This window comes from Pseudomonas sp. NBRC 111138, assembly GCF_001320835.1.
Lineage (GTDB): Bacteria > Pseudomonadota > Gammaproteobacteria > Pseudomonadales > Pseudomonadaceae > Aquipseudomonas > Aquipseudomonas paracarnis.
On sequence record NZ_BCBO01000064.1, the window covers coordinates 77,878 to 103,746 of the forward strand.

Genomic DNA, 25,869 nt, shown 5'->3' on the forward strand with positions numbered 1-25,869 from the left:
TTACAATGCGATCATCGGCTCCACCCCGTGGGTTTCAGGCACTTGCGCCAATCATGACCGTTCACTTATTTCCAGGCAGGTGCCTTCATGGACATCAAGCAGCTTAAATTCCTGATCGCGCTGGAGCAGACCCGCCACTTTGGCCAGGCCGCCGCGCGCTGCAACATCACCCAGCCCACCCTGTCGATGCGCCTGCGCAACCTGGAGGAGGAACTGGGCCTGGAGCTGGTAACCCGCGGCCAACGCTTCGAAGGTTTCACCCAGGCCGGCGAACGCGTATTGGCCTGGGCCAGGACCCTGCTCGCCGCCCACGACGGCCTGTTCGCCGAAGCCGCTGCGTGCCGCGGCCAGTTGGTCGGTAACCTGCGCCTGGGCCTGGTGCCCCTGAGCGGCTTCAACCCGATCAGCTTTATCCAGGGCTTGTCCCACAGCTTCCCGGAACTCAAGTTCAGCCTCACCTCCATGAGTTCGGACAAAATCATCGAAGCCTTGGGCACCAACCAACTGGACCTGGGCGTGTGCTACCTGGACCACGTCAGCCCCAATTACCTGGAGTTTTTCGAGCTGGGCGAAACCCGCGTCGGCCTGCTGTACGACACCCGCCACTTCCACTTCGAAGGCACACAGATGAGCTGGGAAGAAGCCGCCGAACTGCCCCTTGGGATGATCAGCAATGGCATGCACTACCGAAAATCCATCGACTTGAGTTTCCGCAGCCGCGGTCTCGATCCCCAGCCGATTCTGGAAAGCGACTCCACCTATCAACTGTTCCAGGCCATCCACGAAGGCTTCTGTTGCGCAATCATGCCGTTGGACAGCGGCCTGGAAAACCCCATCGAAAACCTGGCATTTATCCACCTGCCAGACGCCAGTGTCCTTGCGCCCCTGGGCATGGTGATGCGCAAGACCGAACCGCGCTCGGTCATCGCAGAGAAGTGTTTTGCCGAGGCCAGGCGGTTGTTTGCACCCAATACCCAGGCTTAGCCGGCCTGAGTTTGCAGCGCGCACAAAAAGGCGCTCCGTAGAGCGCCTTTTTACCGCCGATTGTTTTACTGCAAGCTGACCTGACGCAGCTCGGGTTTGGTCTCACCACCAATCATGATGCGTTTTGGCTTGGCCTCTTCAGGCACTTCACGCAGCAGGTCGATGTTGAGCAAACCGTTGGTCAGGGATGCGCCACGTACTTCGATATGGTCCGCCAAGCGGAACGACAACCGGAACGCACGTTGGGCAATGCCCTGGTGCAGGTAAGCGACCTTATCGTCGGTTTCGCGTTTTCCGCCGGAAACCGTCAATACACCCCTCTCGACCTGGATATCCAGATCCTCCTCGGTCAGGCCAGCGACGGCGATCACGATGCGGTACGCGTCGTCACCGTGCTTTTCCACGTTGTGAGGTGGATAGGAATTCGGAGCCTCGCTGCGCAGCGCCGACTCGAACAGGTCATTGAAGCGATCAAAGCCCACCGATTGGCGGAACAGTGGGGCCAACGACAGGGTAGTAGCCATTTTAAAATCTCCTGAGTTTCTCCAAGTGATTTAGTACACGACCCGGATTCGGCATCGCGTGATCAAAAATTTATGGACGCGCAAAAGGAATTCAAGAGGGCTGGAAAAAATTTTTCTTGCGCAAGGGGCGATCACCCAAGCCCAAGTGTTATGGCGTGTGCTCTAATCAAAATGCCAGGCGTGCTTTACCCCGTGAGCGCCTGAGACAGCCCTTGAGGTACAAAAAAATGAAAATGACATTCCCGGCCCTGGCATTGGGCATTCTGATCACCCAAGGGGCCCTGGCCGCTGGAGATGGTACGGCGGCGCTGGGAGGCGGTGTCGGCGGTGTATTGGGCAACGTGGTCGGCCAGCAGCTTGGTGGCTCGACAGGTGCGGCCATAGGCGCCGGCGTGGGGGGCGCAGCCGGGAGTGCAGTGGGTGCGCAGAAGGGCAACAAGACCGAAGCGGCGATTGGCGGCGGTTTGGGCTCGGCAGGCGGTTCGCTGATTGGCAATCGCCTGGGCGGCACCACCGGTTCAACCATCGGCGCCGGCGTGGGTGGCGCAGCCGGTGGCGCGCTGGGTAACAACCTGGCCGATGACGAGAGCGGTCATCGTTCCGGTGGTGGCAAGCACAAAGGCAACAAACATAAGCACAAGAACAAGCACCACTGATCGCGTGGCACGGCGCTGTTAGCCACCAAACACTAACCTGTGGCGAGGGAGCTTGCTCCCGTTGGGGCGCGAAGCCGCCCCGCTCTTTTGTTCAAAGAGGCTGGGACTGCTACGCAGTCCAACGGGAGCAAGCTCCCTCGCCACAGTTACCGTTTCGTCGCCTTTACATCGGCGTGCTGCTCACCACACGCAACGCCAACCCTTCATAAGCGTCCAGGGTAATCGTGAACGCGCCCTCCTCGGTCAAATCGCCTTCCACCCGCTCATTGATGATATCCACCACCGGCCCCGGTGCGATGTTGGGCAGGTGCAGGGTTTCGGTGATCGGCGTGGCGCCAAAGTTCAGCGCGGTGATTTGCGTGCCCTTACCCGCCGGTAGTTCGTGCACCATGATCAGCAAGCCGGGATGCTCGACATCCGGCACCAGGATCTGGCGGCTGGCGGCGATGTCGTAGGCGCGGCGTACGGCGAGGATTTTTTGCAGTTGGGAGGCAAAGGACTCCGGGTCCTGCAGTTGGCTGTTCAGGCTGCCATACAGGCTTTTGGAGCGCGGCATTTGCCCAGCTGACAGTTCGGCGTCGGGGTTCAGGTCTACCAGATCATAGGCGCCACGGTGAATCCAGCGTGTGTCGCCATCGGCCATCAGGTGCGCCACGTCTTCGGCCGCCAACGGCAGCGCGCCCACCAGGTCCCAGCCGGACAAGGCAAACACCCCAGGTTGCATGGCGTTGTACATCACCAGCAGCAAATGGATCTGGCGAATCTGCTGGATATCCGCCGGGGTGATCGCCTCCAGGTCACGAATACCCAGGGCTGCGATGATGATGCTGGCGGTGGTGCAGGACACGCCGTTGGTGACGAACTTGAGGTTGTACGGCGCATGCTCACCGGTCAGGCGTTCGTACATCTGTTCGCGGATATGCTCGCGCAGGATGTTGCCGGGGAAGGTCTGGCCCTGGAACAGGAAGCTGTCATGGGCGTGTAGCGTCCAGAAGTGCACCAGCTCCAGGGTCAGTTCATCGTGGTTCTGTAGCGCGTGAATCAGCGAGCCGGGGTCGATGCCGAGGCTGTGCATCTGGCGCAGCATCAGACGCAGGAACTCGGTGTCGCCCATCAGCAATGCATGCTGGTAGGCCGGCCGGGTGATGAAGTCATAAGACAGGTCAGCGCCGCCGTGGGACATGGACGCGATGTCGTCCACGGTGAGGTTGAGTTCCTGAAAACTGAACCCGCCCGCCTTGCGAATGGCGCCGCCGAGTAACTGATTGCCGGTGATCGACAGCGGATGGCTTTCGGACCAGGCCGTGCCATCGAGCTTTCGCTCCACGCCGAGAAAGCCGTTGGCATCCAGGCGCAGGATTTTCGCGCCCATCACATCAATGGCGTGCAGCGCATCACCGATGATCATCTGCTGCGCAGCAAACGAAGGGTCGAGCCAGTTGAGCGACGGCTGGCCTTCCTTGAAGTAGTGCAGGTACACCCAGCGCCGCGGCTTGCCATCTACGCCGAGCACCACCGGGGTGGCGCTCCAGTCGGTTTCTTTGACGCCGGGCTCGAAGAAAATCACCCGCTGCAATTGGCCAACGATGTAGTGCTTGTCGCGCAGTGCGTCTACCTGGGACGGGCTGAGGTTTTGTGCATCGCGTCCGGCAGTCACGTCGGGCAGCAACGGCCAGTCTTCCTCGCGTATTTCAACCATGTGGTACAGGCCGGGATAGTCCTCATAGGCCATTTCTGCCAGGCGAAAGTCCGCGCCCTTGCCGGTGTGCGACGGGATCACATCGTCGATGATCACCGCATTGTGCGCGGCAGCCATGCGCGTCAAGGCCTGCAATTGTGCCTCGGTGCCCAGTTGCGGGTCGATGTCGAAGCTGATGCGGTCGAAATTACCGTCGATGGTCGGGGTGTGCTCGGTGCCAGACAAACCACCGGACTTCTTCAGCGGGCCGTTGTGAATGCCCTGGATGCCGATCTTCGACAGGGTATGCCACAGGGTTTCGTCCCCCAACGCTTCCAGCACGGTGCCGCCTTCGCGGGTGACAATCGAGGCGGGGTAGGCCGTGAACCACACCGACGACAAGGCTGAAGCGTCACGCGGCCGGGTCTGTGCATAAGGCTGCTGCCACAGGCGGCCTTGCCCCGAATACAGCTTGGCTCGCTGGCGCGCTGCGTGGAGCATGGAATGTTGCACCAGCCAGTTCACATGATCGTTGTTCGCCGCGGTCATAAGCTCGGTACCTGTCGTGGTGAAAAGGGTCGGTGTAAGCATATGAGGGGCGTGGGCGGCATTCGTTGCATCGCAATAGAACGCTTACCCTGTAGGAGCGAGCTTGCTAGCGAAAAACGTCAACGATAACGCGTGCTTCCTGAATGAACGCGGCGCCTGTGAGTTTTTCGCGAGCAAGCTCGCTCCTACAGAAGACATTCACCTGCGCTGCCGCCTTGCGTCGCTTGCCGGTACTGCCTAGGGGTGAACCCGGTTGAAGATTTGAACTGCCGGGTAAACGCGCTGTGATCGGTGTAGCCGCATTGCAGCGCCACCTCGGTAATCGGCAGCTCGGTATGCAACAACCGCCGGGCGTGTTCCAGCCGGACTTTCTGGATCATTTGCCGGGGGGTGAGGTGAAAGACGCGCTTGCAGTAGCGCTCCAGTTGCGCCACGGAAATCCCGGCGATGCGGGTCAATTCCCCCAGGGTGACACGGCGGTTGAAGTGGCTGCGGATGTGTTCGTCCACCGCCGCCAGACGCTGATAGGCCGGGTGGGTTTCACTGGCTGATTGCAGGTCTACCGAGATCCCGGCCAGGCCGATGATCGCACCGAGCTGGTTGTACAGCGGCCACTTGTGGGTCAGGCACCAGCCCGGTTCGCGGGTGCCGTAGAGGTGCAGTTCGAGTTGATCCTCCAGTACCAGGCCTTGCTTCAGCACGCGCCTGTCCTGCTCGGTATAGCCGGGGCCCAATTGCGCGGGAAACACTTCGGCGCTGGTCTTGCCCAGCAGCGGTTGCAGTTGTTTGAGGCCGCAGCGTTGCACCAGGGTGCGGTTGGCGAGCACGTAGCGAGCGTCGATGTCCTTGATGAAAATCGCAGCATTGGGCAGTACATCAAGCATCGGCAGCAACTGCTCTACCCCGCTTAATAGCTGCTCGATGCTGTGGGGTCGGCTGCCTTGGAAAAGGCTCGCGAACGCGCTTTGCAACATGACTTTCTCAGCCCCTTTATTCGTCGACAGCCAGCAGATTGAGGCATGGGGCGAGCGCTGTCGAGCGCGGCAAATTGTGCTGAATTCGTCATCCATCCCTGCGCAAAACATCAATCGTCAGCCTGCCTGATGGGTTCAGGATAGCGCCACTGCATGCCTATCCAATAACTCACAAGAAGGCGCCGCTATGTCAGGCCAAGGCAAGTTCAAGAAACAGCTGTCACTGATGGACCTCACCTTTATCGGGTTGGGAGCCATCTTCGGTTCGGGTTGGTTGTTCGCCGCCAGTCACGTGTCTGCCATCGCAGGCCCGGCGGGGATTTTTTCCTGGTTGCTGGGCGGTTTCGCCGTGCTGTTGCTGGGCATTGTCTACTGCGAACTGGGCGCCGCCCTGCCCCGCGCTGGCGGCGTGGTGCGCTACCCGGTGTACTCCCATGGCCCGCTGCTGGGCTACCTGATGGGCTTTATCACGCTGATCGCGTTTTCCAGCCTGGTGGCGATTGAAGTGGTCGCCTCGCGCCAATATGCGGCAGCCTGGTTTCCCCAGTTGACCAAGGCCGGCTCCAGCGACCCCACCACCCTGGGCTGGCTGGTGCAATTTGCCTTGCTGTGCCTGTTCTTTGTGCTCAATTACCGCAGCGTGAAGACCTTTGCCATCGCCAATAACCTGGTGAGCGTATTCAAGTTCATCGTGCCGTTGCTGGTGATCGGCGTACTGTTCACCTTCTTCAAGCCGGAGAACTTCCAGGTGCATGGCTTTGCACCGTTCGGCTTGTCGGGCATCGAGATGGCCGTGTCGGCGGGCGGGGTGATCTTTGCCTACCTGGGCCTGACGCCGATCATTTCGGTGGCCAGCGAAGTGAAAAACCCACAGCGCACCATCCCCATCGCCTTGATCCTCTCGGTACTGTTGTCTACGGCCATCTATGTGCTGCTGCAAACCGCGTTCCTCGGCGGCGTGCCTACCGAAATGCTCGCCAATGGCTGGGCCGGCATCAGCAAGGAACTGGCCCTGCCCTATCGCGATATCGCCCTGGCACTGGGCGTGGGCTGGCTGGCCTACCTGGTGGTGGCCGATGCAGTGATCTCCCCCAGCGGCTGCGGCAACATCTACATGAACGCCACCCCGCGCGTAGTGTATGGATGGGCGCAGACCGGCACCTTTTTCAAGATCTTCACGCGCATCGATGAGAAGTCCGGCATCCCGCGCCCGGCGCTGTGGCTGACCTTTGGCCTGTCGGTGTTCTGGACCTTGCCGTTCCCGTCCTGGGAAGCGCTGATCAACGTGGTGTCTGCCGCCCTGATCCTCAGCTACGCGGTCGCTCCGGTGACGGTCGCCGCCCTGCGCCGCAATGCACCCGACATGGCGCGCCCGTTTCGGGTCAAGGGCATGGCGGTGCTGGGCCCGCTGTCATTCATCATCGCTGCGTTGATCGTCTACTGGTCGGGCTGGAGCACGGTGTCATGGCTGCTGGGCCTGCAAATTCTGATGTTTGCGGTGTACCTGCTGTGCGCGCGCTGGGTGCCGACCGCGCACCTGAACCTCAAGCAACAAGTACGCTCCTCGGCCTGGCTGATCGGCTTCTACGCCGTGACCATCCTGCTCTCCAAACTCGGCAGCTTTGGCGGTATCGGGGTGATCAGCCACCCGTTTGACACCTTGGTGGTGGCGGCCTGCGCCCTGGGCATTTACTACTGGGGCGCCGCCACAGGCGTACCCGCCCACTGGGTACGCCTGGAGCAGGAAGAGGACGAAAGCGAAGCCGTCAGCGACGTGCACTACAGCACCCCACTATCCCCGACTACCCACTGATGGAGCGCCTTATGAAACGGCTGCATGTGATTGACTCACACACCGGCGGTGAACCTACACGCCTGGTCATGAGCGGCTTTCCCGAACTGGTCGGTGCCTCGATCGCCGAGCAACTGGAGCACCTGCGCACCCACCACGATCAATGGCGCCGCGCCTGCCTGCTGGAGCCACGGGGCAACGATGTGCTGGTGGGCGCGCTGTACTGCGCGCCGGTTACGCCGGGGGCGACCTGCGGGGTGATCTTCTTCAACAACGCCGGCTACCTCGGCATGTGCGGCCACGGCACCATCGGCCTGGTTGCCTCGCTGCACCACCTGGGGCTGATCCAACCGGGCGTGCACAGCCTTGACACGCCGGTCGGCCCGGTCGCGGCCACCTTGCACGACGACGGCAGCGTGACCCTGCGCAATGTACCCGCTTACCGCTACCGCAAGCAGGTGCCGGTTGAAGTGCCTGGGCATGGCGTGGTGCTGGGCGACATCGCCTGGGGCGGCAACTGGTTCTTCCTGGTGTCGGACCACGGCCATGAGTTGCAGATGGACAACGTGGAGGCCCTGAACGACTACACCTGGGCCATGCTCAACGCCCTCGAAGCCCAAGGCATCCGTGGCGCAGACGGTGCGCTGATCGACCATATCGAACTGTTCGCCGACGACGCCCACGCCGACAGCCGCAACTTCGTGATGTGCCCCGGCAAAGCCTATGACCGCTCCCCCTGCGGCACCGGCACCAGCGCCAAGCTCGCCTGCCTGGCCGCCGACGCAAAACTGGCCGCAGGAGAACCCTGGGTCCAAGCCAGCATCACCGGCAGCCAGTTCCTGGGCCGCTATGAGTGGGACGGCGAACGCGTACGTCCATTCATCACCGGCCGCGCCTACATGACCGCCGACAGCACGTTGCTGATCGACGAACAAGACCCGTTTGCCTGGGGCATCTGAGCCCATTATTCATTCAACTGAAACCGGAGTTAGCACCATGAGCGACAACATCTTCACCGGCTGCATGCCCGCCCTGATGACCCCTTGCACCGCCGAGCGCCAACCGAACTTCGACGCACTGGTGGCCAAGGGCCGCGAGCTGATCGACATCGGCATGAGTGCCGTGGTGTATTGCGGTTCCATGGGCGACTGGCCGCTGCTCACCGAGGCCCAGCGCCAGGAAGGCGTGGCGCGCCTGGTGGCTGCGGGTGTGCCGACCATCGTCGGTACGGGGGCGGTGAACAGCCGTGAAGCCGTATCCCACGCAGCCCATGCCGCCAAAGTCGGCGCCGATGGTTTGATGGTGATTCCCCGCGTGCTGTCCCGAGGGGCTTCGGTCACTGCGCAAAAGGCCCACTTTGCAGCAATCCTCAACGCCGCCCCCAACCTGCCGGCGGTGATCTACAACAGCCCCTACTATGGTTTCGCCACCCGCGCCGACCTGTTCTTCGAACTGCGCCGCGAACACCCGAACCTGATCGGCTTCAAGGAGTTCGGCGGCGCCGCCGACCTGCGCTACGCCGCCGAAAACATCACCTCCCAGGATGATGATGTGACCCTGATGGTCGGCGTCGACACCCAGGTGGTACACGGCTTCGTCAACTGCAACGCCACCGGCGCTATCACCGGCATCGGCAATGCACTGCCCCGCGAGGTGCTGCAACTGGTGGCCCTGAGCAAAAAGGCCGCCAAGGGCGATGCCAAGGCGCGTCGCCAGGCCCGCGAACTGGAAGCTGCACTGGCGGTGTTGTCCTCGTTCGACGAGGGTTGCGATCTGGTGCTGTATTACAAGCATTTGATGGTGCTCAACGGCGACCAGGGTTACGCCCTGCACTTCAACGAAACCGACGGGCTCAGCGCTGCCCAGCGCCGGTATGCCGAGCAGCAGTACGCGCTGTTCCGTCAGTGGTATGCCAACTGGTCGGCCGAACAGAACGTCGTTTGATTTTCTGTAGGCGCGAGCTTGCTGTGGCGAGGGAGCTTGCTCCCGCTGACTGCGCAGCAGTCTCCGGCTTTTATTGGGGGCGCTTCGCACCCCAGCGCAAGCAAGCTTGCTCGCCACATAAGCTCGCGCCTACAACACCTCTTTTTTTTCCAGGATGTCCCCATGACTCTGACAGGCAAGATGCTGATCGGTCAGCAATCGGTTTGCGGCCATCGCGATGCGATCCGGGCCATCAACCCCGCTACCAACACCCCACTGGAACCCGCCTACGCTGGCGGGGATGAGCAGCACGTCGACCAGGCCTGCGCACTGGCGTGGGCCGCGTTCGACGCTTACCGCGAAACCACCTTGGCAGATCGCGCCACGTTGCTTGAAACCATCGCCACCCACATCGAAGCCCTGGGCGATGAGTTGATCGAACGCGCCTGCGCCGAAACCGGCTTGCCTCGCGCACGCATTGAAGGTGAACGCGGCCGTACCTGCGGGCAACTGCGCGCTTTTGCCCGCACCGTGCGCCTGGGCGAATGGCTCGACGTGCGCGTCGATACCGCACAGCCCCAGCGCCAACCCCTGCCCCGTGCCGACCTGCGCCAGCGCCATATCGCCCTGGGTCCGGTAGCCGTGTTCGGTGCCAGCAACTTCCCTCTAGCCTTCTCCGTGGCGGGCGGCGATACCGCATCGGCCCTTGCCGCCGGTTGCCCGGTGATCGTCAAGGCGCATAACGCGCACCCCGGCACCAGCGAGCTGGTGGGGCGCGCCATCGCCCAGGCGGTCAAAGATTGTGGCTTGTCGGAGGGTGTGTTTTCACTGCTCTACGGCGCGGGTAACGAGGTGGGTATCGCATTGGTGCGCGACCCGCGCATCAAGGCCGTAGGCTTCACGGGGTCGCGCAGTGGCGGTATCGCCCTGTGCCAAGCGGCGCAGGCACGCCCGGAGCCGATCCCGGTGTACGCGGAAATGAGCTCGATCAACCCGGTGTACCTGTTTCCTGCTGCGCTTGAAGCTCGGAGCGAAGCCTTGGCCGAAGGATTCGTCGCGTCGCTGACCCAAGGCGCCGGCCAGTTCTGTACCAACCCTGGCCTGATGATTGCCCTGCAAGGCGCCGCTCTGGACCGTTTTATTCAGTCTGCCAGTGAGCGGCTCTCGCGTTGCCCGTCCCAGACCATGCTCACACCGGGCATCTTCAGCGCTTACGAAACCGGCCTGAAGACCCTGGCCCAGCACGCTCACATCGCCGCCAAGGGCTTGCCAGCGACCGGGCCGAACCAGGGCCAGGCCCATCTGTACGTGACCCAGGCCGAGGCGTTCCTGAACAATCAACACCTGCAAGCCGAAGTATTCGGCGCCGCCTCGCTGGTGGTGCAGTGCCGTGATGTCGAGCACATGCGCCAGGTGTCCGAGCACCTGGAAGGTCAACTCACCGCAACCCTGCACATGGATGACCACGACCTGCCACAGGCGCGGGCATTGCTGCCGGTGCTGGAGCGCAAGGCTGGGCGCCTGCTGGTGAACGGCTGGCCGACCGGCGTAGAAGTGTGCGACGCCATGGTGCATGGCGGGCCCTTTCCGGCGACTTCGGATGCGCGCAGTACCTCGGTGGGCACGGCGGCGATCCTGCGATTCCTGCGCCCGGTGTGTTACCAGGACGTCCCGGACGCCTTGCTGCCCACCGCGCTGCAGCACGACAACCCGCTGCGGTTGCGGCGCCTGCTCGACGGCCAGCGAGAAGCATGATCATGGCCGATCCCAAGCAAGCAGACATCGTAGTAGTCGGCGCCGGCATTATCGGCGTCGCCTGCGCCTTGCAGCTGGCACGCCAAGGCCGCCGAGTCGTCGTGCTCGACCCGCAGGCACCCGGCATGGGCGCCTCCTACGGCAACGCCGGCCACCTGGCAACGGAGCAGGTGTTCCCCATCGCCGACCTGTCGATCCTCAAGCGCTTGCCCGCCATGCTCCTGGACCCCATGGGCCCGCTGCGCCTGGACTGGACCTACCTGCCCCGCGCCCTGCCCTGGTTTATTCGCCTGCTGCTGAACCTGCGGCCAGTGCGTTATCAGCGCACCGTAGCCGGCCTTCGCGCGCTGAACGAAGGCAGCCTGGGCGCGTGGCAACGCTTGCTGCAATCGATTGGGCAAGCGCCATTGCTGCGTGAAGACGGTTCGCTGTTGGTGTATGAGCGCGCCGAATCCCGCGCTGCACTGGATGCAGTGCAGCAACGCATGCGGCAGCAAGGCGTCGTCGTGGACTTCTGGAGCGGCGATGCGGTGCGCAAGGCTGCGCCGCAACTGAGCGACGCCATACAAGGCGGTTTGTTCTTTCCCGCTACCGGACATTTTCTGGACCCGTACACGGTGGTTGGCGAACTGGTGAACGCGGCCAAGGCTGAGGGGGTGCAATTTCTTCAGCAGCGCGTTCTGGACGGACGCCTGGAGGCTAGCGGCGTTTCCCTGATGACCGACCAAGGCGTACTGACAGCGCAGCAAGTGCTGATTGCCTGCGGCGCCCACTCGGCCAAACTCACCGCAGCTCTCACCGGCAAACAAGTGCCGCTGGACACCGAACGCGGTTACCACCTGATGCTGCCCCAGGAACAACAGCGCCTGCCCTTCGCGGTCACTTCACTGGAGCGCAAATTCATCATGACGCCCATGACCGGTGGCCTGCGCCTGGCCGGCACGGTCGAATTCGCCGGCCTCGACCGCCCAGCCAATATGCAACGGGCCTGGCAGTTGCACCGGTTGAGCAAAGGGCTGTTCCAACACGACTTGAGCGACAGCGAAGCCACGCCCTGGATGGGGTTTCGCCCTTCCCTGCCCGACTCGCTGCCGATCATTGACCGGGTGTGCGAAGGCAAAGTGCTGCTTGCATTTGGTCACCAGCATTTGGGACTGACACAAGCGGCGGTGACGGCCGAGTGGGTTGGGCAACTTGCTGCGGGTGAGCGGGTGCCAGAACTACAGCCTTATCGGCTAGATCGTTTCTGAACCTTACCGTGGTAAGCGCGAAGTGCTGAATAACGCATCAGCCGTTTCTTGGATTTCATCGCGCATCCATAGCTTGTTCAACCAACCGACAGGGATAGCCTGGACGCCGTAATACGCCCCCGCCAGTTGCCCAACGATTGCGGCAGTAGTGTCTGCGTCATCCCCAAGGTTGGCGGCAGCGAGTATCGCTTCAGCAAAATTTGAGGTCTGATCGAAACACCAGAATGCGGCCTCCAGCGAAGCCACCGCATAACCTGAGCCAACGATTTGAGCAGAGGTTTTATCGCGATAATCGCCAGAGGCGATAGCCTTGATCTTAGGGGCCAACAGCGCGGTGTGGGAAAAACTCAGCACCTGCTTCTTTGGAACACCGCTCAGGGCATTGCTGATAGCCTCGGCCAGCAGCAGGCAGCACTCGATAGCCTCCTGCGCGGCATGCGTAGTTCGCGAGCTTTGCTCGGCAAACAGGTGGATGTCCGCCCTATCTGGAAAGTAAAACAACACGACAGGTGCGAGGCGCATCATCGAACCATTGCCGGCCGAATACGGATGCGTTGAGCCCGCAAAAGCGTTGCCACTTTGCTGAAATTGCTCCAACGCTTCGCGAACCGTCATGCCGATATCAAAGCACTCTCCGGTAGAACTCAAGTAACCCCACTTCCACCAATTCAGATAACGTCCCATCTGGTCCATCGCGTCAAAACCGCCTTTGCGCAACAGGCTTTCGGCCAGACACAGAGCCATGGAGGTATCGTCAGTCCATTGGCCAGGCTTGAGGCTAAACGGTCCGCCGCCTAGCATATCCGTCACGGGAGAAAAGCTGCCGCGGGGCATGAATTCAACCGTCGTCCCTACCGCATCGCCACACGCCAGCCCAAGTAGGCTGCCGCGATAACGATCCAAAAGCGTGATATTCATTGCCACTCCTCGTGAAAATCTTGCTACACCCGCCAGGCTACTTGACCAACCGCTTCTCCTTGGAGGGGCGATAGCCGAAATACGCGCTGTAGCATTTGCTGAAATGGCTCGGCGAGACAAACCCGCACGCCACCAGCACATCCACCTGGGATAACTCGGTGTGCTGCAACAGGCGTCGCGCCTCAGTGACGCGCAGTTCCATGTAGTAGCGCTGCGGCGTGGTACCCAGCTGTTCTTTGAACAGGCGCTCCAACTGGCGGCGGGAACGGCCGGCGTAGACGGCGAGTTGATCGAGTTCCAGGGGTTCTTCGAGGTTGGCGTCCATCAACTTCACCACCTCGCGCAACGGCGCGCTGACACAGATGTTTTCAGTGGGTTTGATACGGCGGTAGCGTGACTCTTCGAACGCCAGGATATCTTCGATGCCTTCGACCAAGGCTTTGCCATGCAGGCTCTTGATCCAGTCCAAGGCCATATGGAAAGCCCCCGAGGGGCTGGACGCGGTGAGGCGGTCGCGGTCGATCACGTAGGGCTCGCTGGTGACCTGCGCCGCCTTGGACACTTCGGCCAGCGCCGGGCGATGTTCGGGGTGGATGGCACAGCGGTAACCCTGCAGCAGCCCCGCACGCCCGAGGAACCACGAGCCGTTCCACAAACCGGCAAGGCGCACGCCCGCTTCACCCGCACTGCGCAGCCATTGGATAAATGGCTCGCTCGCCTTGAGTTCGGTGCGAAAACCACCGCAGATCACCAACAGGTCCAAGTCCTGCAAGCTCGCCAGCGTCAGGTTCGCATCCGGGCGAATGACCAGGCCCAGGTCGCTGATCACTTCGCCCTCACCCCAGCCGAAGGTGCGCGTAGCGAACAGATCGGGGCGCAACAGGTTGGCGGTCACCAGCGTGTCGAGGGTCTGGGTAAAGGCCGGCAAGGAGAAGTGTTCGAGCAGCAAAAAACCGACACGGGTGACCGAGGTCGATTGCTGGGGATTATCACTGAGGTAGCGCAGGTTCTTGCCTTGCATGCCACCGCTGAACTGGCGTCTTTCCATCGAGGGTCGGCCCACGCTTATTGTTGTGCAGTGGGGGCTATCTTAGGGGCAAATGCAGTGCCTGTCTCAGGTGACGCTCGAGGCTGGCAGCGGCCATTGCACTGATCTTGATAAAAACTGTTCGTTTGAAAAGCCACGGCCCAGGCGCTGCGCGGTGATCTGATACGGTTTTTTCTTTTCGATCTGCGCCTGTATTGAAAACCGCTTGAGGCGGACAATAGCCCCATCCCGACACTCCTGTCGTCCCCTTCCCCTCGGAGGCCTTATGACCAAGATGGCAATTTTCCTGTTCGGCTTTTTGGTATTGACCATTGGCATCGGCATGTTGGCGACCATCTCGCCGGTCTAATCCCGCATCGTGGCGAGGGAGCTTGCTCCCGTGACGGCCTGCCAACCGACGGTGATCTACCTGACGCCCCGAGACCTAAATGTGGGAGCTGGCTTGCCTGCGATGACGGCCTGACGGTCAACTCAGTTGGACCGTGTACATATCCATTCCTGCGGTAGCGGCCACTTAGGGTTCCGCTTTTACAGCGGCTCACTTTTGAAAAGAGCCAAAAAGTAAGCAAAAGGCTCTTACCCCACCACTCGGCACCTCGCTTAGGCTGGGTGTGCCCGTACTCCTCCAGCGTGGTTTGACGGGGCGCCTAAGATCAAAAGCAGATCAAGAGCGACTCGCTTCGCATCGTGGTTACCGTCGGCTGCTACGGGTGCTTTGCAAAGTTGTATAGATACCTATGGTCATCGCAGGCAAGCCAGCTCCCACATTGGATCGCGGCGCATCAGTTATATCTGTGTCGGCTGCCAGGCCGTCGCGGGAGCAAGCTCCCTCGCCACAGATTTAGCGTCGTGCCGAAGTTATGTAGATACCTATGCTGCGATGACGGCCTGACAGTCAACGCGTTACCTACGCCACCTCAGCCCACAAACAGCATCGGATACAGCGACAGCACCAACAGCCCGGCCATGGACCAGTTGAACATCCGCAACCAGCGCGGCTCACGCAGCAAGTTGCGCAAGCCGCTGCCACACCCCACCCATACACACACGCTCGGCAAATTGACTACCGCAAACACCAGGGCGATCACCAGCACATTGGTGACATAACCCTCGGCAGGCGTATAGGTAGTGATCGCCCCCAGCGCCATGATCCACGCCTTGGGGTTGACCCACTGGAAGGCCGCCGCACCGAGGAAGGTCATCGGCTTGCCATGTTCATCCGGGTTATCAGACATGCCGCCCGCATTGGCAATCTTCCACGCCAGATACAACAAATACGCGGCGCCGACATAACGCAATAGCGTGTAGGCCCACGGAAACAGCTTGAACACCTCGCCCAAGCCCAGCCCCACACAAATCACCAACAGCATGAAGCCAATGCTGATCCCCAGCGCATGAGGCATCGAACGTCGAAAGCCGAAATTCACGCCTGAGGCCAGTAACATGGTGTTGTTGGGCCCAGGGGTGATCGAAGAGACAAAAGCGAACAGCACGAAAGCTGATAACAGGCTGGTAGACATGATCATGGCGCGGCATCCAAGCGGTGGTGATGTGCCTGCGACAGTAGGGGGTTATGGCGCGCTGCGCCCCGTACAGCTAGGGATGGATCGAGGCATACACTTGCAAAGCCTTCATCGAGAAGTAGCGCTTACCGAGGCGCATCGGGAACCGGTGTGGGAACCTGCCATGCCGGTTTTTTGCCTTCCTGACTGTCGAAAATACGCCGAGCCTTGCGAAAGTCCTCCACGTTTTCCACCACCCAGGTCCAGATAGGCGACATGCGAATCAAAAGCTCCCTGCCCAGCGGCGTCAGCTCGTACTCGACGCGGGGAGGAATTTCACCGAACTCGCGCCGAACCAACAAACCATCGCGCTCCATGGCACGAAGCGTCTTGGTCAACATGCGCTGAGTCACACCCGTCATCTGTCGTTTTATCTCGGCATGACGCATTGCACCGTACACACCCAGGGCATGCAGGATGCCCAATGCCCAGCGGCTACCGGCATGAGCAAGGACTTCACGCCTGACGCCATCGTCCTCCTCTCTGAGCGACTGGCAGATAACTTCTGCCTGGCTGAGCGTTTCCTGATCGGTCATTTCTACCCCTGGTATCACACGTGTGCCTTCTTATGAGCGCTGCCGAATCGTGCCAGCATGGGCTCATCTTATCGCCAACAGGTCTGCGGAGAAATCATGCCTGAAATGACCCCACTTCCCCCTCAATCGATCCTCGTTCTAGGTGCCGGCGAACTCGGCCTGCCGGTTTTGCGCAACCTGGCGCGGGAGGCCAAACGCGCGCCCGGTTCCACCATCAGCGTATTACTCAGGGAATCGACCATCAACACTCAAGCGCCCGAGAAAAAGGCAGACATCGATGAGCTGCGCAGCCTGGGCATCCAGATGGTCGCCGCAGATCTGGTGAACGACTCAATCGATCAACTTGCCAAGGTCTTCGCACGCTTCGATACCGTGATCGGCTGCGCGGGCATGATCGCGGGCCGAGAAACCCCGATGAAGCTGGCAACCGCCGCACTCAAATCCGGCGTGAAGCGCTACTTCCCCTGGCAGTTTGGCGTGGATTTCGAAGTGATTGGCCGGGGCAGCCCCCAGGATCTGTTCGATGCCCAACTGGATGTGCGTGAGTTGCTGCGCGCCCAGGACAACACTGAATGGGTCATCATCTCGACAGGCATGTTCACCAGCTTCCTGTTCGAGCCGGTGTTCGAGGTCGTCGACTTCGACAACAACACAGTGAACGCCCTGGGCAGCCTCGAGAACAGCGTGACGCTCACGACACCGGACGACATCGGTACGCTGACAGCGCAAATCGTGTTCTTCGAACCGCGCATGCGCAATCAGATTGTCTATCTCGCCGGCGACACCGTCACGTATGGGCAGGTTGCGAGCATGCTGGAACGCGTTCTGGATCGCCCGTTCAAACGCAACGTGTGGACGGTTGACTATCTCATGCAGGCACTGGAAAAAGACCCCACGCACCACATCAAGAAGTACCGTGCTGTATTCGCACAAGGCAAAGGTGTGGCCTGGCCTAAGGCGGCCACGTTCAACGAGCAACAATCGATTCCTGTCACCACTGCTGAGCAGTGGGCTCGGGAAAACCTTGCAGTCCATTGAAAACCGGATGCTGAAGCCAGCCGTAAAGGCTGGCACGGGTGAAGGGACAGTCAGCGGCTCTGAGCTTCACGCTGCTGGCCAGAAACATGTTGTTTTTTTACATGCCTACGCGACTTTAGCTCGTATTGATGGTGAATAAACCAGGCGATCAACAATAACCCAGTGACGCCAAAAACCAAGACCAACAGCTCTAGTGCAGTACCTTCATGTGAAAACATTTTTCGTTCCTCGTCCTGAAGCCGTATGACCTAAAAAACAGTCACACCGAAATTGTTTGTAATAATTCAAACATTTTCAGGGTAGTCGGCAAATCCGCACGTGACAACCCCTGATCGACCCAGGACCGTTGATCTAGACGTGTCACTCGTCGAAAACACGCATAAATCACAGGCAATAAAAAACCCCGTAGACGCTGATCTACGGGGTTTGTGTTCGCTTACTTGCTGCCAGAAGCGTCCTGCTCGACCACCATATCCAACACGTAGACCGTCGAAGGCGCATCCGCTGGCGGATTCTTCCATTCGTACTGTTTGACCCGCAGCACAGTGCGCACGCCGTCATGATGCACAAAGCCTTCGATAGGCTGGTACAGCGGATGCCAGGTGTCTTGGGTCGCCAGTTGCAGGCCCGCGTCGTCATAGCGACGCTCGCGCACTTGCAGGCACTGATAACCTGGGATCAAAGGATGGCTGCACTTGACCGTCTTGGCCGCCACTTCCAGAAACTTGACCTCGCCCTCGCTACCGTAGCGGGTCTGCGGGGTGGCCTCGCCTTGCAGCTTGAGCACCGAGCCATCCGCTGTCGTCAGTTGCAGCATCGGCGCCACGTTATCGCCGGTGATCACAGCGCGCAGCTCACCCTTGAACAGCCGCCCTACCTGGGCATCAAGGTCCATCAGGCTTTTGTCACAGGCCATCAGCGTAGAGGCCAGTGGCTGAACCTTCAGAACCCCGTCCTGATAGTGAAAGCCGCCGAACTGACGATTGCAGCCACCGCTGATGCTCAGGTTCTTGTCACCGAAGGCAACGCGCAACTTGCGCTCGATGCCTTTGTTCATCGCCACAAGAGGCTTGCCCGACGCGTCCGTTGCCGAGACCAGGTTCCAGTCGTAAGCGGATAAGGTTGGCTTGGCTACAGCGGCTGAGGTAGTCGGCATCGAAGGTGATTCTTCATGGCTTTTGGAAGGGGCGGCACAGCCTTGGATGAGTGCAGCACACACGGCTACAAGAAGAATTTTTTGTTTCATGGGTCACTCTGTCAGCTTTGATGAGTGCGGGCGTCCTGCGCTGGCAGGATAAGCGCGCGGCTAAAACGGCGTGAGGAGGTCGCTTGAGACCTTACTGAGCATAGACCCAATGCGTGCTTGGCAGACCTCGTCCTTGGCCGATAGCAATCGGACATCATTTGCTTCGTTCAGTTTCACGGAATGAGAGTGCAAGTGATGAACCGCCCAGAATTTTCGAGAGACCTTGCAAGCTCATTACCGAATGCGCTCTCTAAACGTCAATCAGAGATCCCGCGTTGATTAATGGCCATGTTTTGACTCAAATTCACGACTCGAAATATTTGGGATAGAGAACCGTCTTACTGTCGATCGTTTCTAGTCAGGGGAAACCGTTGCTTACTGAGCACATCAAACTCAGCGATCAAGTTGAATCAGAGCGACCCTAAAGAGCTTTTCGTATAAAAACCTCTCTCTGACTTCGCCCCTCTCCGCCCCCCAAAACAAGGTACACGCTGTTATCTAGTTGTCATTTAACTCGACAGCATCTCTTATACTTTTTCGTCGAACCACAGGGACATAGATCATTACTCCCAATTTTTTTTGCCTTTGAGGTCATGGCGCACCAGAGCAAATCAGTCGACTCATCTATCAAGCTGTAGAACTGCTGCGCCAATTCTAAATCGTCAGACTCAGCATTGAAACTCTCGATCGCTTCATCGATTGCTTTTTTTCTACTTTCATTTGAAGGGTGCGTGTCGCTCGCCTCACTGACAAACTTTCGGCTACTTCCGTAAGCCTTAAAATCAGCGTAACGCTTTGCGAGATCCAAACTCGAAAAAAATAACTTAATCGCCCCCAAAATATGGCGAAGTTCATAACCTTCTTTTTTGAGTGCGAAGACCGTAAGCACCAAACCGAAATAATCTGCTTCAAATTCCTGAACATGGGACGTCGGTAAGGATATTACAGGCGCTGCCATATGCAATTTAGAAAGTAACTCACTCAAATGACCTGCATACACATGGCCAAACTCATGAGCAACAACAAAAACCTCCATGCTAGTACGGAGGATATTACTCAACCGAATACTGCTCGTATCAACGGAAAAAGGTGGGGAGGTACCCGGCCGCCCCGTCTTGACAAACGCTTCAAGCACACCCTTTAGCCGAATAGGGATTTCCGGCGAGCTCTCAATGACCGCTCGTAAAATTTTTTTATTCCCTGAACGAGACTCTACGTTAGCCGTCAAGCATTGAGCATATAACTTAGAGAGAATATTGCAGAAAGTTAATAGCTCCGGATCAAACAGCAAAAAAGCTTTCGAAGAGCACGGCAGGTTAACGGCCATCGCATTAACTTGGCCTGTCGGCAGCGTTGCATGGAGTGGAAAAAGTCCCACTTCAAGACCCAAATCTTTAGCTGCCCCCTTTACTTTCTGAATCAACAAACTTATCTGCTGATACCCCCACGGACTATCATATCTAGTGGGCAGTGCAAGCCCTGCTAAATCCTGTAAAACTTTTTCTGCTACATTTTCAGTATCGAGCTTAAACAGCTCAATATTTTTACTCCGCATCTCTTCAAATACAATTTTATTATTCGCCTGTTCATGCTGCAATTTATGCAATTTTTCATCTGGCAAATCTCCAAATCTGCCCTGCGCCAAATACATCTCCAAGCACTTGTAATTTGGGCACTCATCTGACAAAAACTTCCTTTGCATTGTCTCTCCTTAAATTCGAAGCTATTACACAACAAACGAAACGGTTAAAGCCAAGTGATAACGAAAGCCAGGCGTAGACCTACTTTTTTCGGCTTATTTTCGCCGATAATGGCGTAGCGCTACCATACCCAATCCGAGCGTAAACGTCACGGTAATAACTCGAAATTTCGCAATTTTTTTAGACAACAAAAAAACCCGTAGACGTTAATCTACGGAGCTTTTAAGAGTGGAGGCCGAGGTCGGAATCGAACCGGCGTAGGCGGATTTGCAATCCATAACTTTTATACTACAAATCAGATAGTTAACGATTTTTTAGTTCCGCATTATCGTGATTCTTAAAGGCCTGTAGGCTAGGCCCTTCAAGGTCTCCAGCGTGGATTGCGGAACTGATCTCCGCACTTTTCAGTGCCGTGCCGACCCAGCGCAGCCCACGACCAGACAAGATGTCAAACTGAAACTTATTGAGGATCTACTTTCTGACAAAGATGAGCATATTGCAGGACTTCTTCCTTTTCGAAAGCCTGGATGCCCAATAGATCTAGAGGAGACTCAATATGGGCCGTAGAAATTTCCTTCTCATCGTGTCATTTCAGTTCCATCGACACCGTATAAACTCTTATTTTCAAGCAAAGATCGCCATACCGCTTTTGCTGGATACTCGAGAAACTCGTCCTTCAGTCGCATGGATGCATGTTTCTTGATGTCCTCCAGCGTGCAGTACGCAGTGTCAAGAACCTCATTCTGATGCAAGCTGTATGCGTCGCCTTTCGATGAGTCCCAAGAGCTCATAAAATAAACGAGCGCGAAACGATCCAGTGTTGGGTCTACGATCTTCAGCTCTGTCAAAAGCTTGGAGCACTCCTGAGGTGCGACTAAAGCAAGCGTTCGCAATATGAAACCTGCACGGTTTTTCTCGAACAGTTCTCCTTTGCGCCCAGCATCCTGTACATTCGTGGCAAATGTTTGAATAATATCTGCCTTGCTTTCATCTACAAGTCTATCGTCACCGTAATATTCTTCGCGTTCCTGGCCGTAATTTTTTCTTAAAATTTCTGCGGCGCAGGAAAGTGCAAAATCATCCTTTGCAATATTCATCGCAATTCGCCCGAATATTTTGTTATCTCCTGTATTGGCGAGCGCATAAATTTTTTGCAATGCAAAATCTTCAATGCGCGGGCTAAATCGCATTCCTTTTGATAGGGCTCGGTCAACAAATAGTGGCTCATCCACGAGACGGGCAATTGATAAACAGAGCTCATCCATATCCGAGATACCTTCTCCTTGTAGGGATACACCGACTTCCCCGACCATCTCGACAAACGCGTCACAGTTTTCACTAGTCAATCCGGATACCACTTGACGTCGGAGGTTTGGGTTTTGTAGGTAACTCCTGGCAGCTTTGATGCTGACATCACCGTCTGTCACCCCCAACTGAAGAGCAATAGCTAACCTCGCCGGATGAGCAATGACGCCCTCCACATATGAGCCTCTTCCTAATGAATGCTCTTTCTCAGCAACCGCCACTTCAGGAAAAAGAAAATGAACCATTTTTTGAGCAGAGCCTCCAGCGGCACCAGCTTCATAAGCTTGCCTTCGCTCGTCATTACCATCCTTTATGATTTTGTCAGATGTTCCTCTTTCTAAAATATCGTTACGCATGCGTCCCACGAAAAGGTGTGGTTTCTTTTTCAGCATTTCAAACACCGCGGGTGCCTTCACGGACAACGCAGCTAGCCCGAGAATATCAGCTAAGACGATCTCCCCTCGAAGGAGAGGTTCAATGATGCGTAGCGCATTAAAAACTCGAGCAATGTCTCTGGGTTGATTTAAGAAGTCACGTAGCCCGGAGTGGAAAAGGAACCTCATCCGCTTATCTTGGCCAGCAAAGCGTGGGTGTAATGCACTAGGATCAAGTCCTTCCAACGCGCTATTGAGCAGCTTTTCGCGTGCCGTCAGTGAAAGGTTAGGAAGCGACATTCTTACCTGAACAATTTTATCCAGGTAGTTACCAGCTTGCGGAACCCCGAGATTCTCAAGCGCGCCAATGACATAGGACGAATCCCACGCCACAACGTAGCCGACACGGGGTAATCCTCCCACTGCCTTGATGATCCGAATCATCTCAAACACTTCGTTAGGAAATAGCCTGTCAATATCATCAATAAACACTATGATGGGGCGTTCAAACTTCCTAAGCACCTCCTCCAGTCGCAGTTTGTATTCCTCGACATCGGGAGTCTTGTACTCGGATATTGACCCTGTCGCGTCTCCGGTAGCTTCTACAACGGATTTGATCATCGAAGCCCAAGGTTCGGCCCCTGGGATCAGCTTTACTAGGTCGAAGACTTTGCCATAAGCCTTGATTGCTGTTGCGACCTTTTTGGCCCCTTGAGTACGGTCACTTAACTTGATCGCACTGGCAATTCTGGAGAGGAACTGACGCAGCAAGGCATCCTTCTCGCCCACCAACCATGGGTTGAAATGCACAATAATCGGCGCACCCAATTCATCTCCGGTGGTAAGCAGCGCTTCAATCATCGCAAGGGTCGAACTTTTTCCGCTGCCCCATGGCCCCTCAATCGACAACACAAATCCTGCTGAGGATGTGACCTTTCGTAGCGTTACGGCTGCAATTTCGGCAAACCCCCCACGTGATAGCTTATCTTTTGCTAGCGCAGAACTCGGCTGCAAGGGAACGTCGAAATCAATATCCGAAAAGTCCCGGCTCACAGTATTGTCACTACTCTCCCCCACTATTTTCTTCCCCATCATTTATCCCTAGAATCCCTTTCTGTAGTGAGTATTCCTGAATATCCGAATGCAATGTCACTAGAGCTCCTAGCAGGCCTGCGACCAAAAGCAACTTATTTGTATTATTTCGCACTTAGATCACGCGCCGAAACATTCATTAGCAGCATATTGCCATACCGGTATCCCCATGCCCACAGAAAACAGCCTGACAGAGCCGCTACAGGTTGGTCGATCGACCGTTACGAAGTTGGTGATCACCGACGCGCCACAGCTTAACGCCACCACAGTCTTCCCGAAGATTTCAGTCGGCATGGCTGTCCGACCGAATCCGATCCGAACGACCAGAAAGCCCAGAGCCAAATCACCATCAACTGCTGAGACAACAGCTGGAATACCTACTTGGGCGGGGTGAGGTCGCACACCGTCGCAGAGTACGTCACCAAATGCAGCTGGAACTACGTTCTGAGCTGCCTAGATCGCGGAATCAACCCCACCATGTTCGGTGGTGACGCGCTACATGCTCTCACCAAGAAGTGTATCGTCCAGCACCGCCGACAACAGAACGGGCGCCACGATTGGGAACTGGGCGAGCTTTGGCATTAAATCGGCATCTTGCCCAGTATCGAGAGTTCGAACGAATGCCGGCATCATAGCAAGCTGTTGGCCGAGCTATTCGGTGATGAGTGGCATTACCTGGTCGATGGCAAGGCTGTTGAAAGAAACCATGACTACCCGTATTTGCGCCGCATAGTTGAGGCAGCAGTATGCCCTGATTCAGCCACTCACAACCACAGTATCACCCTCTGATACTGTCCGTTCTCCCTCTTCCTTTTGTACAGGTTGCTCTGTCCCTTCAGGTAATCCACCAAACTTAAGGGCATGAGCCATTTTGAAAACTTCAAACCCAGCTTGTAGCATGGCGTTATGTTGTATCATCCCTGCATACAAATCACTAGACTCCGGCGAGTGATACTGACGGTCGCCACTAATTGTTCTTTCAGTTTCGCTAATAAAATTAATATAAGAAGCCAAAACCGTGGAGTACCCAACAACTAGTTCATAAGACCCTAACTCATGCACAGGGACTCTCCTGAGAGCCATAAGACTTGCCTGAGATACCTCTTTCAAATGCGCCTCCCACTGCATCCCCATAATTTCAACAGGCATCTTCTGACGAGCCATATTGCAGATCGCAACGCAGCTTGTTGCTGCATAATCAACGACAGCAAAGAAAGCTTCAGCTTTATCCCTCGCCGCTTGTTCCACCATGTTCATTTGATGCTGAATTTGGGCGGAAGCGACATCGCTTTGTGCCTGAACCTGCTTTCGGCTCACTGACAAAGCTCCTACGATCGCAAGTATTGAACCAAAAGCCTGCACCCAGGCAGCCGCATCTTGGGTGACATCAAAAGCTCTCAACACAATAAATAGCGACCATCCAACAACGCCAACAGCAACAAACGCCCAAACCAACCAAATACTAGCAATCTTTAAACCTTCTGGAATTTCTAACTTTTTCACCGAAAGCTCATCCTTAGCCTGAAATAACGCGAAGCTTGACCAATTCTACAAGCTAGATCTATACCCAGCACTACCCCCCCCCTTCAAAGTCAGCCACCACAGCGGCAAGGACCACCTAATGGAAATACAAAGCGAAACCCTCGCAGAGGAAGAGCTGACAGCTATCACTGGCTATCTGCTCCCATACAAACAAATCCAATGGCTAACTGACAACCGTTGGGAGTTCGTTCTGACCGGTGCCCGACGCCCTATCGTGGGTAGGGTATACGCTCGACTGAAACTAGCAGGCGTTAAGCCTTCGGCGTCTAACGCCGTCGCCGAAACCTGGACGCTCGACCTTTCGAATGTGAGTTGATCTATGCGCCAGAAAAGCACAGCCAACCGGGATCTTCCGCCGCGGATGATACGGCGCATCCGCAGGGGTAAAAGCGGAAAGACTTGGATATAGTATTACTACGACGGCAGGACTGCGGACGGAAAACGAAAGGAAATTCCGCTGGGCACCGACCTGGACCAAGCGAAAGTCGAATGGGCCAGACTCGAGCGGAAGGCACCGCCGAAACCCAATCACCTGATGGGCTACGTGTTCGACCGGTATGAAAAGGAAATCATCCCGGGCAAGTCCGTTCGTACCCAATCAGACAACCGAAAGGAACTCAAGCAGCTCAGGAGAGCATTTGAGAGTGCGCCCATTGAGTCGATCACGCCCTAGGTGGTTGCCCAGTACCGCGATGCCAGAACAGCTAAGGTGAGAGCGAACCGTGAGATCGCCCCTCTCTCTCACGCCTTTACCATTGCGCGTGAGTGGGGCCTTACCGACAAAGCCAACCCTTGCTTTGGCGTGCGCCGCAACAAGGAAAAGCCGCGCGACTATTACGCTGGTGAAGTTGTGTGGAACGCCGTGTACGCCGAGGTCTTACAGGAGCTCAAGGATGCTATGGATCTGGCCTACCTGACAGGACTGCGCCCCGCCGATGTGCTCAAGATCGCGGCTACCGATTTGAACAACGGATTTTTGCTGATTGGCCAGGGCAAGACCGAAAAGCGGCTGCGCCTTCGTTTGGAGGATGCAGGCATCCAGTCGGGGCTGAGTGCCTTTATCGATGACCTGCAGGAACGCAGAACCATCAATGGCATTAGGACCTCAACCCTGATCAATAACGCGTCAGGGCTTCGAATGAGCCAGCAGATGTTACGCAACCGGTGGGACGACGCACGGGAGAAGGCTGCTATAAAAGCAACCGTGGACGGTGACCCAGCGCTAGCCATCAGCATCCGGCAGTTTCAGTTCAAGGACATCCGGCCGAAAGCCGCAAGCGAGATCGAACTGACGCACGCGAGCCGCCTTCTGGACCACTCAACCGAAGAGATGACCAAAAAGGTATACAGGCGAGTCGGTGAGATTATTAAGCCCACAAAATAACTTACCTTTGAGTCATTAATGGCCGTTAACCAGCAGTTA

At 57.3% G+C, this 25,869-nt stretch carries 20 protein-coding genes and 1 pseudogene; 10 read left to right on the plus strand and 11 right to left on the minus strand.

Annotation, left to right across the window (positions count from 1 at the left end; translation table 11 throughout):
- Positions 1 to 87: 87 nt before the first annotated feature.
- A complete protein-coding gene (locus APH41_RS11925) occupies positions 88 to 984 on the plus strand; it encodes a LysR family transcriptional regulator (RefSeq protein WP_054919129.1) in 897 nt (298 codons plus the stop codon).
- Between the two features lie 65 nt (positions 985 to 1,049).
- Here APH41_RS11925 and APH41_RS11930 read toward each other — a convergent pair whose 3' ends face one another.
- Positions 1,050 to 1,508: an Hsp20 family protein gene (locus APH41_RS11930; RefSeq protein ID WP_014718573.1), complete on the minus strand. Its 459-nt coding sequence runs from the start codon at positions 1,506 to 1,508 to the stop codon at positions 1,050 to 1,052.
- Positions 1,509 to 1,735: 227 nt separating this feature from the next.
- Here APH41_RS11930 and APH41_RS11935 point away from each other — a divergent pair, with 227 nt between their 5' ends.
- Positions 1,736 to 2,164 carry a glycine zipper domain-containing protein gene (locus tag APH41_RS11935; protein WP_054898126.1) on the plus strand — a complete coding sequence of 143 codons (429 nt, stop codon included), beginning with the start codon at positions 1,736 to 1,738 and terminating at the stop codon, positions 2,162 to 2,164.
- Between the two features lie 163 nt (positions 2,165 to 2,327).
- On the opposite strand, the gene treS is transcribed toward APH41_RS11935, so the two are convergent.
- Positions 2,328 to 4,391, minus strand: a complete 2,064-nt coding sequence (gene treS, locus APH41_RS11940; protein ID WP_054919131.1) for a maltose alpha-D-glucosyltransferase — start codon at positions 4,389 to 4,391, stop codon at positions 2,328 to 2,330.
- Positions 4,392 to 4,576: 185 nt separating this feature from the next.
- On the minus strand, positions 4,577 to 5,365 hold the full coding sequence (locus APH41_RS11945; protein WP_032897151.1) for an AraC family transcriptional regulator: 789 nt from the start codon (positions 5,363 to 5,365) through the stop codon (positions 4,577 to 4,579).
- A gap of 187 nt (positions 5,366 to 5,552) precedes the next feature.
- On the opposite strand from APH41_RS11945, the gene APH41_RS11950 reads away from it, so the two are divergent.
- From APH41_RS11950 to APH41_RS11970, 5 genes are all read left to right on the plus strand, one after another.
- Positions 5,553 to 7,178 carry an APC family permease gene (locus APH41_RS11950; protein WP_054919132.1) on the plus strand — a complete coding sequence of 542 codons (1,626 nt, stop codon included), beginning with the start codon at positions 5,553 to 5,555 and terminating at the stop codon, positions 7,176 to 7,178.
- A gap of 11 nt (positions 7,179 to 7,189) precedes the next feature.
- Complete coding sequence (locus APH41_RS11955; RefSeq protein ID WP_054919133.1) at positions 7,190 to 8,116, plus strand: 4-hydroxyproline epimerase; 927 nt, start codon at positions 7,190 to 7,192, stop codon at positions 8,114 to 8,116.
- A 37-nt stretch (positions 8,117 to 8,153) separates the two neighbouring features.
- On the plus strand, positions 8,154 to 9,101 hold the full coding sequence (locus tag APH41_RS11960) for a dihydrodipicolinate synthase family protein (protein ID WP_054919134.1): 948 nt from the start codon (positions 8,154 to 8,156) through the stop codon (positions 9,099 to 9,101).
- A gap of 162 nt (positions 9,102 to 9,263) precedes the next feature.
- Complete coding sequence (locus APH41_RS11965) at positions 9,264 to 10,835, plus strand: aldehyde dehydrogenase (NADP(+)) (RefSeq protein WP_034127529.1); 1,572 nt, start codon at positions 9,264 to 9,266, stop codon at positions 10,833 to 10,835.
- A 2-nt stretch (positions 10,836 to 10,837) separates the two neighbouring features.
- Positions 10,838 to 12,085: an FAD-binding oxidoreductase gene (locus tag APH41_RS11970; protein ID WP_034127617.1), complete on the plus strand. Its 1,248-nt coding sequence runs from the start codon at positions 10,838 to 10,840 to the stop codon at positions 12,083 to 12,085.
- A gap of 3 nt (positions 12,086 to 12,088) precedes the next feature.
- On the opposite strand, the gene APH41_RS11975 is transcribed toward APH41_RS11970, so the two are convergent.
- The 4 genes from APH41_RS11975 to APH41_RS11990 all read right to left on the minus strand — a co-directional run bounded on the left by APH41_RS11975 (position 12,089) and on the right by APH41_RS11990 (position 16,149).
- Positions 12,089 to 13,003: an ADP-ribosylglycohydrolase family protein gene (locus APH41_RS11975; RefSeq protein ID WP_034127530.1), complete on the minus strand. Its 915-nt coding sequence runs from the start codon at positions 13,001 to 13,003 to the stop codon at positions 12,089 to 12,091.
- A gap of 37 nt (positions 13,004 to 13,040) precedes the next feature.
- Complete coding sequence (locus tag APH41_RS11980; protein ID WP_052199968.1) at positions 13,041 to 14,024, minus strand: GlxA family transcriptional regulator; 984 nt, start codon at positions 14,022 to 14,024, stop codon at positions 13,041 to 13,043.
- A 944-nt stretch (positions 14,025 to 14,968) separates the two neighbouring features.
- On the minus strand, positions 14,969 to 15,577 hold the full coding sequence (locus APH41_RS11985; protein ID WP_034127532.1) for a LysE family translocator: 609 nt from the start codon (positions 15,575 to 15,577) through the stop codon (positions 14,969 to 14,971).
- A 122-nt stretch (positions 15,578 to 15,699) separates the two neighbouring features.
- Positions 15,700 to 16,149: a helix-turn-helix domain-containing protein gene (locus APH41_RS11990; RefSeq protein ID WP_034127533.1), complete on the minus strand. Its 450-nt coding sequence runs from the start codon at positions 16,147 to 16,149 to the stop codon at positions 15,700 to 15,702.
- 96 nt (positions 16,150 to 16,245) lie between these two features.
- Here APH41_RS11990 and APH41_RS11995 point away from each other — a divergent pair, with 96 nt between their 5' ends.
- Positions 16,246 to 17,187 (plus strand): aromatic alcohol reductase, encoded by a 942-nt coding sequence (locus tag APH41_RS11995; protein ID WP_034127534.1) that lies wholly within the window; start codon positions 16,246 to 16,248, stop codon positions 17,185 to 17,187.
- Between the two features lie 436 nt (positions 17,188 to 17,623).
- Here the strand turns inward: APH41_RS11995 and APH41_RS12000 are convergent, their stop codons facing one another.
- From APH41_RS12000 to APH41_RS12015, 4 genes are all read right to left on the minus strand, one after another.
- Positions 17,624 to 18,343 (minus strand): META and DUF4377 domain-containing protein, encoded by a 720-nt coding sequence (locus APH41_RS12000; protein ID WP_256220278.1) that lies wholly within the window; start codon positions 18,341 to 18,343, stop codon positions 17,624 to 17,626.
- A gap of 595 nt (positions 18,344 to 18,938) precedes the next feature.
- Positions 18,939 to 20,135 carry an SEC-C metal-binding domain-containing protein gene (locus tag APH41_RS12005; RefSeq protein WP_054919143.1) on the minus strand — a complete coding sequence of 399 codons (1,197 nt, stop codon included), beginning with the start codon at positions 20,133 to 20,135 and terminating at the stop codon, positions 18,939 to 18,941.
- Between the two features lie 576 nt (positions 20,136 to 20,711).
- Complete coding sequence (locus APH41_RS12010) at positions 20,712 to 22,907, minus strand: P-loop NTPase fold protein (RefSeq protein ID WP_233098190.1); 2,196 nt, start codon at positions 22,905 to 22,907, stop codon at positions 20,712 to 20,714.
- 753 nt (positions 22,908 to 23,660) lie between these two features.
- Entirely contained in the window at positions 23,661 to 24,407 is a 747-nt protein-coding gene (locus APH41_RS12015; protein WP_054919145.1) for a hypothetical protein, read from the minus strand.
- Between the two features lie 118 nt (positions 24,408 to 24,525).
- On the opposite strand from APH41_RS12015, the gene APH41_RS12020 reads away from it, so the two are divergent.
- Positions 24,526 to 24,762 (plus strand): DUF4224 domain-containing protein, encoded by a 237-nt coding sequence (locus tag APH41_RS12020; protein WP_054919150.1) that lies wholly within the window; start codon positions 24,526 to 24,528, stop codon positions 24,760 to 24,762.
- 219 nt (positions 24,763 to 24,981) lie between these two features.
- Positions 24,982 to 25,830 (plus strand): annotated as a pseudogene (locus tag APH41_RS12025) (tyrosine-type recombinase/integrase).
- The last annotated feature ends 39 nt before the right edge of the window (positions 25,831 to 25,869 follow it).